We start from the raw sequence: 14750 nt of genomic DNA on the forward strand, positions 1-14750 counted from the left end.
CGGTCGGTTCCCCGACCACCGGGCCACGCGCGGCCGGAAGCGGTCAGGCCGCCGCCGAGGTCCGGACCAGGGTACGGATCTGACGCAGCAGCACGGACAGCGCGGACAGGTCGGCGCGGGACTCGTCGAACTCCCCCATCGCCCGGTGGGCCCGGTGGATCGAGGTCGCGTTCGCCTGCTCCCACTCCTGCACCCGTTCCGCCGGCGGGAGGCTGTCCGGGGTGGACCCGAGCACCTCCGCGGTGAGCGCGGCCAACGCGGCGTACAGGTCGTAGCGCAGCGCCATCCGGGCCAGGGTCTGCCACCGGTCCTCCCGGGGCAGCAGGGAGATCTTCGACAGCAGGGCGTCCACCCGGAACCGGTCGCTGAGCACGAAGTAGACCGAGGCCACCTCGCTCACGTCCCGCCCGGTCGTCTGCGCGGTCTCGACGATGTCGAGCAGGCCGAAGCTGTACATCAGGCGGGTCGCCTGCTCGGCCAGGTCACGCGGTAGCCCCTTGCCGACCAGCGACTCGATGTGCGCCGCGATCGCCTCGCGCTCGGTGCCCCAGAACAGGTGCTCCAGGTCCGGCAGGAGCCGGGTCACCCCGTCGCGCAACCGGGCGATCTCCGCCGGCACGTCGATCGGTGAGCGCCGGTTGGTCACCAGCCAGCGCACCGCGCGGTCGAGCAGCCGCCGGGTGTCCAGGTAGACGGCGGTCTGCAGCTCGGGCGAGACCTTGTTGTCCAGGGCCTCGACCGCGTTCCACAGCTCGCCCAGCCCGAACACCTCGCGGACCACCACGTACGCCCGCAGCACGTCGGCCGCGGAGGCCGCCGTCTCCTCGACCACCCGGAAGACGAACGAGATGCCGCCCCGGTTGATCGCCTCGTTGACCAGGACCGTGGTGACGATGTCCCGACGCAGCCGGTGCCGGCCCATCCGGTCGGCGAAGCGCTGCCGCAGCGGGGTCGGGAAGTAGTTGACCAGGACGTCGGTCGTCCACTCCTCGTCCGCCAGTCCCTCGCCGACGATCTCGCGCTCCAGCACGATCTTCACGTACGCGAGCAGCACCGCGAACTCCGGCGCGGTCAGCCCGTTCTCGGCGCGGACCGCCAGTTCCTCGTCCGGCGGCAGCGCCTCCAACGCCCGGTCCAGCGCACCGGAGCGCTCCAGCTCGTTGATCATGCGCCGGTGCACCGGGAGCAGCGAGGCGGCCTGCGCCTGGGCGTTGTTGACGGCCCGGGCCTGGTCGTAGTTGTCCCGCAGCACCAGCTCGGCGACCTCGTCGGTCATCTGGGCCAGCAGCTCGTCGCGCTCCGGCCGGTCCAGCTCACCGTCGGCGACCGCCGTGTTGAGCAGGATCTTGATGTTCACCTCGTGGTCGGAGCAGTCCACCCCGGCCGCGTTGTCGATGAAGTCGGTGTAGATGCGGCCACCGCCGGAGGCGTACTCGATCCGGCCCTGCTGGGTGAAGCCCAGGTTGCCGCCCTCGCCGACCACCCGGCAGCGCAGGGCGCGGCCGTCCACCCGGATGGCGTCGTTGGACTTGTCCCCGACCTCGGCGTTGGTCTGTGTCGACGCCTTGACGTAGGTGCCGATGCCGCCGTTCCAGAACAGGTCCACCGGCGCGGTGACGATCGCCTTCATCAGCTCCTGCGGGCTGAGCTGCGTGACGTCGTCGTCGAGGCCGAGCACCGCGCGCACCTGCGGCGTGATCGGCACCGACTTCGCGGTACGCGGGTAGATGCCGCCGCCGGCCGAGATCAGCTCGGCGTCGTAGTCCTCCCACGACGACCGGGGCAGGTCGAACAACCGCTTGCGCTCGTCCCAGGAGCGGGCCGCGTCCGGGTCCGGGTCCAGGAAGATGTGCCGGTGGTCGAAGGCGGCGAGCAGCCGGATGTGCTTCGACAGCAGCATGCCGTTGCCGAACACGTCGCCGGACATGTCGCCGACGCCGACCACGGTGAAGTCCTGGGTCTGGGTGTCGTGGCCCAGCTCGCGGAAGTGCCGCTTCACCGACTCCCAGGCGCCCCGGGCGGTGATGCCCATCTTCTTGTGGTCGTAGCCGGCCGAGCCGCCGGAGGCGAACGCGTCGCCCAGCCAGAAGTTGTGCGCGGTGGAGATCTCGTTGGCGATGTCGGAGAACGTGGCCGTGCCCTTGTCCGCCGCCACCACGAGGTAGGGGTCGTCGCCGTCGTGCCGGACCACGTCGACCGGCGGCACGATCTCGCCGCTGACGATGTTGTCCGTGACGTCGAGCAGCGCGGAGATGAACTCCTTGTAGCAGACCACCGCCTCGTCCCGGTCGCCCGGCTTCTGCTTGAGCACGAAGCCGCCCTTGGCGCCCACCGGCACGATCACCGCGTTCTTGACCATCTGCGCCTTGACCAGGCCGAGCACCTCGGTGCGGAAGTCCTCGCGCCGGTCGGACCAGCGCAGGCCGCCCCGGGCCACCGGCCCGAACCGCAGGTGCACGCCCTCGAACCGGGGCGAGTAGACGAAGATCTCGAACTTGGGCCGGGGCGCCGGCAGGTCCGGGATCGCCTGCGGGTCCAGCTTGAACGCCACGTACGCCTTCGGCCGCCCGCCCACCGGCTTCTGGTAGAAGCTGGTGCGCAGCGTGGCCTGCATCAGCGTCAGGTAGGCGCGCAGGATCCGGTCCTGGTCCAGGCTGGCCACCTCGTCCAGCGCCTCGCCGATCGCCTCGACCAGCTCGCCGCTGCGCTGCCGGCGCTCGTCCAGCGTGGTCGCGCCGGGCGCGAACCGGGTCTCGAACAGCTCCACCAGCAGCCCGGCGATCCGCGGGTACGCGATGAACGTCTGCTCCATGTACTCCTGGGAGAACACGGTGCCGGCCTGCCGCAGGTACTTCGCGTACGCCCGCAGCACGACCACCTGCCGCCAGGTGAGCCCGGCCCGCAGCACCAGCTCGTTGAAGCCGTCCACCTCGGCCTCGCCCCGCCACGCGGCGGCGAACGCGTTCTCCACGTGCGGCCGCACCTCGGCCAGGTCCTGGTGCCGCTCGGGCAGCTCCAGACCGAAGTCGTAGAGCCAGATCCGGCCGTCGACGCGCTCCACCTCGTACGGGTGCTCGTCGACCACCTTCACGCCGAGCGAGTGCAGCACCGGCAGCACGGCGGAGAGCATCATCGGCTCGCCGTACCGGTAGACCTTGAACCGCACGTCCATGGCCTCGTCGGCCTCGGCGGCGCGACCGGCGGCGTACGGGCGCGGCGCCAGCTGCTTGCGGAACAGGTGCATCTCCAGCTGGCCGGGCTCCTCCAGCAGCTCCAGCTTGGCCAGGTCCTTCATCGCCTCGTACGGCGTGTGCCCGTCCTTGTAGCCCTCCGGGAACGCGTCGGCGTACCGGCTGAACAGGTGCTTGGCCTGCTCGTCGCCGAGCTTGCGCTCCAGCACCAGCCGGTAGTCGTCGTCCCAGAGCCGGGTGGCGTCCGCCAGCTCCTCGGCCAGCAGGTCGGCGTCGATCTCACCGGGCGGGTTGTTCGGGTCGGTGCGGACGATGAAGTGCACCCGGGCCAGCATCGACTCGGTCACCCGGGTGGTGTAGTCGACGCCGACGCCGTTCAGCTCGCGCAGCAGGATGTCCTGCATGCGCAACCGGTTCTGCGTGGTGAACCGGTCCCGCGGCAGGTAGATCAGGCAGGAGATGAACCGCCCGTACGCGTCGCGGCGCAGGAAGACCCTCAGCTGCCGGCGGCCGGCCATCCGCAGCACGCCGATCACCGCGTGGTAGAGGTCGTCGGTCTTGATCTGGAACAGCTCGTCGCGCGGGTAGGTCTCCAGGATCTGGAGCAGGTCCTTGCCGGAGTGGCTGCGCAGGCTCAGGCCCGAGCGGTCCAGCACCTCGGCGACCTTGCGGCGCACCACCGGCAGTTCCTGCACGCTGGTCCGGTACGCGGCGGTGGAGAACAGACCGAGGAACCGACGCTCCCCGACCACCTCGCCGGCCTCGTTGAAGATCTTGAAGCCGATGTAGTCCAGGTAGGCCGACCGGTGCACGGTGGCCCGCGAGTTGGCCTTGGTGATGATGAGCAGGCGCTTCTCCAGCACCTTCTCGTGCGCCTCGGGCGTCATCGAGTTGAGCGACCGGGCCTCCGGCGAGTCCGAGCGCAGGATGCCCAGCCCGGTGCCGAGGACGGCTTCGAGGGCCTGCCCGCCGCCGCCCGTCCCGTCCGTGTCGACCAGCCGGTACTCCCGGTAGCCGAGGAACGTGAAGTGGTCGTGGGCGAGCCACCGCAGCAGCTCCACCGAGTCGGTGATGTCCTTCTCCGGCACCGGCGGCCGGTTGTCCGACGTCCGGGCGGCGGCCAGCTCGTCGGCGAGCGCCAGCGCCCGCTGCCGCATCTTGGGCCAGTCCTCGACGGCCTCCCGCACGTCGGTCAGCACCCGCTGCAACTCGCGGCGCAGCGCCTCCCGCTCGGCCGGGTCGCGGACCGGGTCGATCTCGATCCGCATCCAGCTCTCGACCAGGTCACCGGCGATCGCGTCGTCCGGCTCCACGTCGGCGGAGACCTCGGTGAGCCGGCCCAGCGGCTCGCGCCGGACCACGACCAGCGGGTGCACCAGCAGGTGCACGTCGAGGTGACGGGAGTTCAGCAGCGCGGTGACCGAGTCGACCAGGAACGGCATGTCGTCGGTGACGATCTCGACGACCGTGTGGTGCTGCTCGGCGTCCGGCTCGTGGATGCGCAGCTTCAGCTCGCCCGGCACCCGCTGCTGGGCCAGGTCCCGGTGGGCCCGGGCCGCCTCCAGCATCTCCTCGGCGGTGAAGCCGATCAACTCCTCGTCCGGCGCGAACCGCCAGAACCGGTCCACCAGGGTGGCCGCGTCGTGGTCGTCGCCGGCCAGCGCCACCGCCTGGGCGACCAGGCGCTCCGCGTTGGGTACGGGCTCGTCCAGCTCGGCGTCCTCGGACTCGTCGGCCAGTGCCTGCGCGGGCAGACCCAGGTCGTAGAGGGTGTCGATGCTGGAACCGGTCATCCCGGTCACTCCTGTGTCGAGACGGCCGTAACCGTCCCCGTCGGTCGCCGAATCGAAGCTGTCATCGTCCCGGCTGGTGTCAGCCTGCCGGAGGTCGGGTCCCGGTTTGATCGCCGGACGCCGGTCCATCGGTGCCACTCCCCTCGACCCACCGCGTTGTGGGTCACTCTGCCGCCCAGCCTAGGCCCTGCCGCTGTGTGCCTTCGTCGGCGGACCACCGGCCGGACGTCCGGATCGGGACTCTGTCCTTTCACCCGTTGCGGGTTCGTGGTCGGCCGGTCGCGGAGTACCCCGACTGGCGATGTTCATCACACTGCCACGCGCCGCGTGTCACCCCGGCGGACGAGGCGGCGGGACGGTGGGGAGCCGCGGGTCGTACTAGCGTGCAGGGCAGTTGAGCACCGGAGGGACCGCTTCATGCCCGTGTCGTACCCCGTCCGCCCCCGCCGTCACACCCGTCACCGCCTGGTCGCGACGGCGACCGCCGTCCTGATGGCGGCCGGTGCGGTGACCGCCTGCTCCGGCGAGGACGGGCCGGAGCAGGCCGTCGACGCGTTCCTGACCGGCTGGCGCTCCGGTGACCTGCAACCGGTCGGCTTCGTCGAGCCGACCGGCGCGCGGGTGCCGGCCGCCGAGGTGACGAAACGACTCAAGACGCTCTCCGGCGAGCTGGCCGCCGACCCACCGGCCCTGGAGCGCACCGGCGAGATCACCACCAAGGGCGACATCGCGACCGCCCGGGTCCGGCTGACCTGGCCGCTGCCCGGTGGCGTCCGCTGGTCCTACGACAACCCGCTGCGCCTCAAGCGCGGCGGCGACGACCGGTGGCAGGTGATCTGGGAGCCGGCCGTGGTGCACGAGAAGCTGGAGGAGGGCGACCGCCTCGCCCTGCGCCGGGAGGCGGCGCAACGGGCCGGCGTGCTGGACGCCGCCGGTCAGCCGATCGTCACGCCGCGCCCGGTGGTCCGGGTGCAGATCGCCCCCGGCGAGGTCACCGACGTGCCGGGCCTGGTGCGCCGGCTGGACGCCGCGTTCAAGGCGGTGCGGCCCGCGCTCACCCCGCCGGTCGACCTGAGCGACCTGCCCAAACGCCTCAAGGAGGCGGACCGGGACGCGCAGGTCGAGGTGGTGACCCTCCGCGAGGAGGCCTACCGGCAGATCAAGCCCCGGATCTACGAGCTGCCCGGCACCCGGTTCCCCACCGACAAGCTGATGCTCGCCCCGACCCGGGAGTTCGCCCGGGCGCTGCTCGGCTCGGTCGACCCGGCCCAGGCCGACGACCTCCAGGCCCACCCCGACCGGTACGCCCGCGGCGACCTGGTCGGCCACGGCGGCCTGCAGGGCCGGTACGACGAGCGCCTGCGCGGCGTCCCCGGGATCACCGTGATCACCGAGCGGCTCACCCCGGAGGGCGCCACCGAACCGACCGGCGCCGAACTGTTCCGCAGCGACCCGAAGGCCGGGCAGCCGGTGAGGACCACGCTCGACGTGGCCACCCAGAACGCCGCCGACGCCGCGTTGCGCGGCCAGACCCGGCGCTCGGCGCTGGTCGCCGTGCGGATCAGCGACGGCGCCGTGCTGGCCGCCGCGAACGGGCCCGGCGCGGCCGGCGAGAACCTCGCCTTCACCGCCCAGGTGCCGCCCGGCTCGACGTTCAAGATGGTCAGCGCGCTCGGCCTGCTCGACCGGGGCGCGGTGACCCCGCAGACGACGGTGGACTGCCCGAAGACCTCCGAGGTCGACGGCCGGATCTTCAAGAACTCCGACAACTTCGAGCTGGGCCCGGTGCCCTTCGCCACCGACTTCGCCAAGTCCTGCAACACCGCCTTCACCGCGCTCGCGCCGAAGCTCGGCCCGGACGGGCTCGCGCAGGCGGGCCGTACGCTCGGCCTGGAGGCCGGCTGGGACCTCGGCGCGGACGTGTTCACCGGCAAGGTCTCCGCGAACGGTGGGCCCACCGAGCAGGCCGCCGCCGCGATCGGCCAGGGCACCACCGTGGTGAGTCCGCTGGCGATGGCCGGCGCCACCGCGGCGGTGGCGCGGGGCCGCTGGGAGCAGCCGAAGCTGCTGCTGGACCCGGCGCCGGCGAAGCCCGCACCGGCCGGGCCGGCGCTCAAGCCGGAGTCCGTCGCGGCGCTGAAGACGATGATGCGCGGCGTGGTCACGTCCGGCACCGGCACGGCGCTGGCGAAGGTGCCCGGCGAGCCGGTGCACGGCAAGACCGGCACCGCCGAGTACGACAACAACCCGGCGCACACCCACGCGTGGTTCGTCGGCTGGCAGGGCGACGTGGCGTTCGCCGTCTTCGTCGAGCAGGGCGGGTCGAGCACGACGAGCGCGGTGCCGATCGCCGAGCGCTTCCTGCGCGGCCTCGCCCGCTGAGCAGCGCGCCGGCGTCCTCAGGTGACGTCGATGCCCGGCCGGTCCACGGCCGGTTCGTCGTCCTCGACGGGCGGACGCCGGAGGCGGCCCGGCCCCAACGGGTCGTCACCGACGGGCTCACCCGGCGGACGGTCGTCGACGTCGTCCGGCCCGTCGCCGTCGGCGGTGGGAACCGGGCCGATCGGCTCCACGGCCACGGCGGGGGCCGGTACGGCAACGGGGGCGGACAGCCGGTCCCGCTCCGGCCGGCCGTTGCCCGCCCGGGGCGCCGGCGCCGGCGGGGTGGCCGGCAGCAGCCGGGGCGGTACCGCGCCCGGCGCCACCACCGGGGCGAGCCCGGCCACCACCGTGTTCACGATCTCCGCCGCGTACGCGCCGTCCGGGTCGTAGTCGGGGTCGAAGACGGTCAGCTCGACGCCGAGGCAGTGCGGGGTGTCGACCAGCCCGGCGAGCAGGATCTCCAGCTCGGCGAAGGCGATCCCGCCGGGGTCGGGCGCGTCCACGGCCGGCATCACGGCCGGGTCGAGCACGTCCACGTCGATGTGCACCCAGTAGCCGGCGCAGTCGACGAGCTGCTCGTGCGCCCACTGGGCGGTCCGGGCCGCGCCCTCGGCGCGCAGCGCCGGCACCGGACGGGTGGTGATGCCGGCGGCCTGGAGGTCGAGGCGGTACTCGTCCTGCGCGCGGATGCCGAGCACCACCACGTCGATGTCGCGGAAGTAGGGGCGTCGCCCCTCGATGGCGGCCAGGTCGGGCTGCCCCCGCCCGGTGACCAGCGCCAGGTCCTCCCCGGCGGCGGCGCCCACGTAGGAGGCGTTGCCGGGGTGCCGGAAGTCGGAGTGGCCGTCGACGAAGACCAGCCCGATCCGTCCGCCGACCGCCTCACCGAGCCGGTGCATGGCCAGCGCCGAGCCGAGCAGCACCGAGCAGTCCCCGCCGAGCACCAGCGGGAACTCGCCGCGGTCGATGATCGCGCCGATCCGGTCGGCCAACGCCACGGAGTATCCGGAGATCTCCGGCGCGTGGCAGACGCCGTCGCCGGGCCGCCAGTCACCGGGGTCGTAGCGGGGCGGGGTCAGGCAGCCGGCGTCCCGGGCCCGCAGCCGAGCGAGCAGCCCGTGGTCGCGCAACGCCCCGGGGGCCTTGCCGCAGCCCGGGACGGAGCTGGGCGTGGGTGGCCGCAGGCCGAGGTTGGTCGGCGCGTCGAGGACGGCGATCCGGCGCATCATGGGCTCCCGTCCTCGGTGGTCGGGCGGGCCGGCGGTGCGCCGGCCCGCACGTGTGCGACGAACTCAGAACAGCGCGCTGGCCAGGGCGCGTCGGGCGGAGGCCACGGCGGGATCGTCCGGGCCGGCGATCGTGAACAGGCTGAGCAGGTGCTGGCGTACCGTGTCCCGCTCGTCGCCGGCGGTCCGGCGGACCAGGCCGACCAGCCGCTGGTAGGCCTGGTCGGCCAGGCCGCTGAGCACCTCGATGTCCGCGGCCAGCAGCTGCGCCGCCACGTCGTCGGGGGCGGCGGCGGCCGCGTCGAGCGCGCCCTGCGGATCCGCGCCGGCCACCCGGCGGGCCAGCCCGACCTGCGCCAGGCCCGCCTCCGCCGCCGCGTCCGCCGGGGACTCGGCCAGGATCTTCCGGTACGCCGCCTCGGCGGCGTCGAGGTCACCGCTCATCAGCGCGTCGTCGGCCGCGTCGAGCCGCGGGTCCTCGGGCTCGGCCACGGTGACCCCGGCGGCCTTGAGCACGGCTTGGAGCCACTGCCGCAGCTGGGACTCGGGCACCACGCCGGGGAAGGCGTCGACCGGGCGACCGCCGACGATGGCGTACGTGGTCGGCAACGTCTGGAGCTGGAACATCTGCGCGAGCCGCGGCTGCTGCTGCACGTCGACCCGGGCCAGGAGCCACGCTCCCGCGCCCTCGGCGGCCAGCCGCTCCAGCACCGGGGCGAACTGGTCGCTCTCCGGGTAGCCGGCGGCGCCGAAGAAGACCACGACCGGTGTGGAGAGCGAGCGTTCGAGCACCTCGGACTGGATGTTCGCCTCGGTCACGTCGATCACGGCGGCCGAGCCGGCGGGGCTGCCCGGCAGCCCGGCGGGCGGACCGCCCGGTGACGGTGTGGCGGAGGGGGTGTCGGCCGGTGCGGGGGTGCGCAGCGCGCTGAGGTCGACCGCGCCGCGGGTGAAGATCGACGAGGTGATCCGTGGGTCGCTCATGGTTGTCTAGTCTCGCACGTGTCACACGGAACGCCGCTCACCCGCAACGGCGACGTTGCGACTCTCACCCCTGCTCAGAGGTGCAAGGAGGGGCCCCTTCTTAACAGACGTCTGTTAAGAAGGGGCCCCTCCTTGCACTAGAAGCGGGCGGGCTCGCGGTAGACGCCCCACTCGGCGCGCAGGGCGTCGCAGATCTCGCCCAGGGTGGCCTCGGCGCGGACCGCGTCCAGCATCGCCGGGATCATGTTCTCGCCGGTGCGGGAGACCTCGACCATCCGGCGGACGGCGGCGGTGACCGCGGCCTCGTCGCGGGCCGACTTGCGCTCGGCGAGCACCCGGCGCTGCTCCAGCTCCACCTCGTGCGAGATGCGCAGGATCTCCAGGTCCTTGGCGACCGTGCCGGTGTGGCAGTTGACGCCGACGATCTTCTTGTCGCCCTTCTCCAGCGCCTGCTGGTAGACGAACGCCGACTCGGCGATGTGCCCGGTGAACCAGCCGTCCTCGATGCCCCGCAGGATGCCGGAGGTCATCGGGCCGATGGTGTGCGGGCCCTCGCCGCCGAGCTGACGGATCCGGGCGAAGATCTCCTCCGCCTCGGCCTCGATCCGGTCGGTGAGCGCCTCGACGTACCAGGAGCCGCCGAGCGGGTCGGCCACGTTGACCACCCCGGTCTCCTCCATCAGCACCTGCTGGGTCCGCAGGGCGATCTCGGCCGACTCGTCGGTGGGCAGGGCGAGCGTCTCGTCCAGCGCGTTGGTGTGCAGCGAGTTGGTGCCGCCGAGCACCGCGGCGAGCGCCTCCACCGCGGTCCGGACCACGTTGTTGACCGGCTGCTGGGCGGTCAGCGACACCCCGGCGGTCTGCGTGTGGAACCGCAGCCAGAGCGCCTTCTCGCTGGTCGCGCCGTAGACGTCGCGCAGCCACCGGGCCCAGATCCGGCGGGCGGCCCGGAACTTGGCGATCTCCTCGAAGAAGTCCACGTGGGAGTCGAAGAAGAAGCTCAGGCCGGGGGCGAACACGTTGACGTCCAGCCCACGCGAGAGCCCCAGTTCGACGTAGCCGAAGCCGTCGGCCAGGGTGTACGCCAGCTCCTGCGCGGCGGTCGAGCCGGCCTCGCGGATGTGGTAGCCGGACACCGACAGCGGCTTGTAGCGCGGGATCTCCCGGGCGCAGTACTCCATCAGGTCGCCGATCAGGCGCAGGTGCGGCTCGGGGTCGAACAGCCACTCCTTCTGCGCGATGTACTCCTTGAAGATGTCCGTCTGGAGCGTGCCGTCCAGCGTGGACAGGTCGGCGCCCTGCCGCTCGGCGGCGACCAGGTACATGCAGAAGACCGGCACGGCCGGGCCGGAGATGGTCATCGAGGTGGTCACGGCGGCCAGGTCGATGCCGTCGAAGAGCACCTCCATGTCGGCGGCCGTGTCGACCGCGACGCCGCAGTGGCCGACCTCGCCGAGCGACTGCGGGTCGTCCGAGTCGCGGCCCATCAGCGTCGGCATGTCGAAGGCCACGGAGAGCCCGCCGCCACCGGCGCCGAGGATCATCTTGTAGCGCTCGTTGGTCTGCCGGGCGTTGCCGAACCCGGCGAACTGCCGGATGGTCCAGGTCCGCCCGCGGTAACCGGTCGGGTGCAGACCCCGGGTGTACGGGAACTCGCCCGGCCAGCCGATCCGCTCGAAGCCCGGGTAGGCGGTGCCCTCAGGCGGGCCGTAGACCGGCTCCACGGGCAGCCCGGAGAGCGTGGTGAAGTCCGCGTCGCGCTTGCGGGCAGCGTCGTAGCGGGCCTGCCAGCGGGCCCGGCCGGCGGCGATCTCGTCAGCGTCCATGCGCGGAGCTCCTCCTCGAGTCCTCGTGCCGAAGACCGAGTGTAGAACGCTGGCCTGAACGATCGCTAAGGACGGGCGTACCGGCCGGTAACCCCGCTCAGGCGGAGGGCACCGCCGGGCCACCCAGCGCCACGTCGTCCACCTTGATGTTGATCTCGTCGACCCGCAGCCCGTACGCCTCGACGGCCGAGGTCACGGCCGCGCGGACCGCCTCGGTCACCTCGGGCACCGGCCGGCCGCCGTCGATCACGATGACCAGGTTGACCACCGCCGCGCCGTTCGTCACGTGCGCCGAGCAGCCGCGCCGCGCGTCGCCGACCTGGTCCAGCCCGATCCGGTCGAGCACGGAGTTGAAGAACCGGGCCACGTCGCCGCCCAGCTCGGCCACGCCGGGCACCGACTTCGCGGCGGCCACCGCGATCTTCTCCACCACCTCGTCGGAGACGTGCGTCGTCCCGCCCGCGGTGGTGGCGGGCGTCACCGACAGCTCCTGCGTCGCCTCGTGCTCCACGCTCTCCCCCACACCCTCGCTCCTACCGACCCCGGGAGCGTACAAGCCGCACCGCCGCCCGCCCGACCCACCGTCGAGGGTGGACCGGCGGCGTCAGGTGGCGAGCTGGGCCAGGAGGTCGTCGGCGGCGGCGTACGGGTCGATCGCGCCCTCGGCCACCTTCGCCGCGAGCGTCGGCAGTTGCGTACCGTCGCGCAGCGAACCGATCCGGGCGCGGAGCGCGCCCAGCGCGATCGCCTCGATCTCGGCGGCGGCCCGCGCCTCCCGCCTGCGGCGCAGCTCGCCGTGCCGCTCCAGCCAGTCGCGGTGCTTGTCGATCGCGGCGGCGATGTCGTCGATGCCCTCGGCCCGGGCGGCGATCGCGCGGACCACCTGCGGGCGCCACTCCCCCGGACCGCGCTCACCCAGCGCGATCATGCCCTGGATGTCGCGGACGGTGGCGTCGGCGCCGTCCCGGTCGGCCTTGTTGACCACGAAGACGTCGGCGATCTCCAGGATGCCGGCCTTGACCGCCTGGATCGCGTCACCCATGCCCGGGGCGAGCAGCACCAGCGTGGTGTCGGCCAGTGAGGCCACCTCCACCTCGGCCTGCCCGACCCCGACCGTCTCGACCAGCACCACGTCGCAGCCGGCGCCCTCCAGCACCCGTACCGCCTGGGGCGTGGCCGCGGAGAGCCCGCCCAGGTGGCCCCGGCTGGACATCGAGCGGATGTAGACGCCGGGGTCGGTGGCGTGGTCCTGCATCCGCACCCGGTCGCCGAGGATCGCCCCGCCGGTGAACGGGCTGGACGGGTCGATGGCCAACACCCCGACCCGGTGACCGCGCGCCCGCAGCGCCCGTACCAGCTCGTTGGTGGTGGTCGACTTGCCCACCCCGGGCGAGCCGGTGAGACCGACCACCTGGGCCTGCCCGGCGTACGGCGCCAACGCGGCCGCGACCTGCGGAAGCACCTCGTCGCCGGACTCGACCAGGGTGATCAGCCGGGCCACCGCGCGGGGGTCACCCGCGCGGGCCCGTTCCACCAGCAGGGGTACGTCCCGGCTGCGGCGCACCGGACCGGCGGCCCGGCTGTTCACGTCGCTCACGCCTGGGTCTCGCCACCCGTCGGCACGTGGATGATCAGCGCGTCGCCCTGCCCGCCACCGCCGCAGAGCGCGGCCGCGCCGGTGCCGCCGCCGCGCCGCTTCAGCTCCATCGCGAGCGTGAGGACGAGGCGGGCGCCGGACATGCCGATCGGGTGGCCGAGCGCGATCGCGCCGCCGTTGACGTTCACCCTGTCCGCGTCGATCCCCAGGTCACGGGAGGACTGGATGCCGACCGCCGCGAACGCCTCGTTGATCTCGATCAGGTCGAGGTCGTCGATGCTCAGGCCGCCCTTCTTCAGGGCGTGGTTGATGGCGTTGGACGGCTGCGAGTGCAGGGAGTTGTCCGGCCCGGCCACGTTGCCGTGCGCGCCGATCTCGGCCAGCCAGGTGAGCCCCAGCTCCTTGGCCTTGGCCTTGCTCATCACGACCACCGCGGCGGCGCCGTCGGAGATCGGCGAGGAGCTGCCGGCGGTGATGGTCCCGTCCTTGGTGAAGGCGGGACGCAGCTTGCCCAGCGACTCGGCGGTGGTGTCCGGCCGGATGCCCTCGTCCTCGCTGATCACCAGCGGGTCGCCCTTGCGCTGCGGGATGATCACGGGGGTGATCTCGTCGGCGAAGTGGCCGTTCTTCTGCGCGGCGGCGGCGCGCTGGTGGCTGGCCGCCGAGAAGGCGTCCTGCTCTTCCCGGCTGATGCCGTGCTTCGCGCCGTGCCGCTCGGTGGACTCACCCATCGAGCAGCAGTCCCAGGCGTCGGTGAGGCCGTCCAGGGCCATGTGGTCCTTGACCGTCACGTCGCCGTACTTGTAGCCGGAGCGCTGCCCGAGCAGCAGGTGCGGGGCGTTGGTCATGGACTCCATGCCGCCGGCCACCACGACGTCGAACTCGCCGGCCCGGATGAGCTGGTCGGCCAGCGCGATCGCGTCCAGCCCGGAGAGGCAGACCTTGTTGATGGTCAGCGCGGGGGTGGACATCGGGATGCCGGCCTCGACGGCCGCCTGCCGGGCCGGGATCTGCCCGGCGCCGGCCTGGAGCACCTGCCCCATGATCACGTATTGCACCTGCTCGGGCGCCACGCCGGCGCGCTCCAGGGCCGCCTTGATCGCGATGCCACCGAGTCTGGTCGCGGGGAGGTCCTTGAGGTTGCCCAGCAGGCGCCCCATCGGGGTTCGCGCGCCGCTGACGATCACCGAAGCCATTGCCTGCCTCCGAGGGGGTGCCGACCTGTACGCCTTAACGATTGTTCGGTCAGACTAGCGCCATGGCTGAGAACTCCCCCGTCGAGCCCGCTGCCGAGTTTGTCACAGACATCGGCCTGCGCCGCATCGACCACGTCGGGATCGCCGTGGCCGACCTGGACGCCGCGATCGACTTCTACCAGCGCACGTTCGGCATGCGCTGCGTGCACACCGAGACGAACACCGAGCAGGGCGTACGCGAGGCGATGCTGGCGGTCGGGCCGGACGCCTCCGGCGGCATGGTGCAACTGCTCGCCCCGCTCTCGCCGGACACCACGATCGGCAAGTTCCTGGACAAGCGCGGTCCCGGCATCCAGCAGGTCGCGTACACGGTGGCGGACATCGACGCGGCCTGCGCGGCGCTGCGCGAGCGCGGCGTCCGGCTGCTCTACGAGGCCCCGCGGCGGGGCACGTCGAACTCGCGGGTCAACTTCGTGCACCCGAAGGACGCCGGCGGCGTGCTGATCGAGCTGGTCCAGCCCGCCTGAGACGCAAGGAAGGGCCCCTTGTTAACAG

Annotated in this window: 9 protein-coding genes; 2 read left to right on the top strand and 7 right to left on the bottom strand. The window is 72.7% G+C overall.

Features of this window, described 5'->3' with window-relative positions; translation table 11 throughout:
* Positions 1 to 43 precede the first annotated feature (43 nt).
* The gene (locus tag ACN27B_RS03745; RefSeq protein WP_098747088.1) at positions 44 to 5113 is read right to left on the bottom strand and encodes an NAD-glutamate dehydrogenase; all 5070 of its coding nucleotides are present in this window, start codon (positions 5111 to 5113) and stop codon (positions 44 to 46) included.
* 288 nt (positions 5114 to 5401) lie between these two features.
* On the opposite strand from ACN27B_RS03745, the gene ACN27B_RS03750 reads away from it, so the two are divergent.
* Positions 5402 to 7366: a penicillin-binding transpeptidase domain-containing protein gene (locus ACN27B_RS03750; RefSeq protein ID WP_099163897.1), complete on the top strand. Its 1965-nt coding sequence runs from the start codon at positions 5402 to 5404 to the stop codon at positions 7364 to 7366.
* A gap of 17 nt (positions 7367 to 7383) precedes the next feature.
* On the opposite strand, the gene ACN27B_RS03755 is transcribed toward ACN27B_RS03750, so the two are convergent.
* From ACN27B_RS03755 to ACN27B_RS03780, 6 genes are all read right to left on the bottom strand, one after another.
* The gene (locus tag ACN27B_RS03755; protein WP_099163896.1) at positions 7384 to 8595 is read right to left on the bottom strand and encodes an arginase family protein; all 1212 of its coding nucleotides are present in this window, start codon (positions 8593 to 8595) and stop codon (positions 7384 to 7386) included.
* A 63-nt stretch (positions 8596 to 8658) separates the two neighbouring features.
* Positions 8659 to 9576, bottom strand: a complete 918-nt coding sequence (locus tag ACN27B_RS03760) for a tetratricopeptide repeat protein (RefSeq protein ID WP_099163895.1) — start codon at positions 9574 to 9576, stop codon at positions 8659 to 8661.
* A gap of 137 nt (positions 9577 to 9713) precedes the next feature.
* Positions 9714 to 11402 (bottom strand): acyl-CoA mutase large subunit family protein, encoded by a 1689-nt coding sequence (locus tag ACN27B_RS03765; RefSeq protein WP_091571372.1) that lies wholly within the window; start codon positions 11400 to 11402, stop codon positions 9714 to 9716.
* A gap of 97 nt (positions 11403 to 11499) precedes the next feature.
* The gene (locus ACN27B_RS03770) at positions 11500 to 11913 is read right to left on the bottom strand and encodes an Asp23/Gls24 family envelope stress response protein (RefSeq protein ID WP_099164930.1); all 414 of its coding nucleotides are present in this window, start codon (positions 11911 to 11913) and stop codon (positions 11500 to 11502) included.
* 93 nt (positions 11914 to 12006) lie between these two features.
* Positions 12007 to 12990: a methylmalonyl Co-A mutase-associated GTPase MeaB gene (meaB, locus tag ACN27B_RS03775; RefSeq protein WP_371682313.1), complete on the bottom strand. Its 984-nt coding sequence runs from the start codon at positions 12988 to 12990 to the stop codon at positions 12007 to 12009.
* Positions 12991 to 12995: 5 nt separating this feature from the next.
* A complete protein-coding gene (locus ACN27B_RS03780; protein ID WP_281593814.1) occupies positions 12996 to 14195 on the bottom strand; it encodes an acetyl-CoA C-acetyltransferase in 1200 nt (399 codons plus the stop codon).
* 62 nt (positions 14196 to 14257) lie between these two features.
* Between ACN27B_RS03780 and mce the strand changes: the two genes are divergently transcribed.
* Positions 14258 to 14722: a methylmalonyl-CoA epimerase gene (mce, locus tag ACN27B_RS03785; RefSeq protein WP_091571352.1), complete on the top strand. Its 465-nt coding sequence runs from the start codon at positions 14258 to 14260 to the stop codon at positions 14720 to 14722.
* Positions 14723 to 14750: the final 28 nt, after the last annotated feature.

The sequence above is a fragment of the Micromonospora sp. WMMD754 genome, from assembly GCF_049315235.1.
GTDB lineage: Bacteria > Actinomycetota > Actinomycetes > Mycobacteriales > Micromonosporaceae > Micromonospora > Micromonospora sediminicola.

Coding starts and splice junctions, on each gene's coding strand:
- ACN27B_RS03745 (WP_098747088.1), bottom strand. CDS start 5,113: ATGGACCGGCGTCCGGCGATCAAACCGGGACCCGACCTCCGGCAGGCT.
- ACN27B_RS03755 (WP_099163896.1), bottom strand. CDS start 8,595: ATGATGCGCCGGATCGCCGTCCTCGACGCGCCGACCAACCTCGGCCTG.
- ACN27B_RS03780 (WP_281593814.1), bottom strand. CDS start 14,195: ATGGCTTCGGTGATCGTCAGCGGCGCGCGAACCCCGATGGGGCGCCTG.
- ACN27B_RS03765 (WP_091571372.1), bottom strand. CDS start 11,402: ATGGACGCTGACGAGATCGCCGCCGGCCGGGCCCGCTGGCAGGCCCGC.
- ACN27B_RS03750 (WP_099163897.1), top strand. CDS start 5,402: ATGCCCGTGTCGTACCCCGTCCGCCCCCGCCGTCACACCCGTCACCGC.
- ACN27B_RS03760 (WP_099163895.1), bottom strand. CDS start 9,576: ATGAGCGACCCACGGATCACCTCGTCGATCTTCACCCGCGGCGCGGTC.
- mce (WP_091571352.1), top strand. CDS start 14,258: ATGGCTGAGAACTCCCCCGTCGAGCCCGCTGCCGAGTTTGTCACAGAC.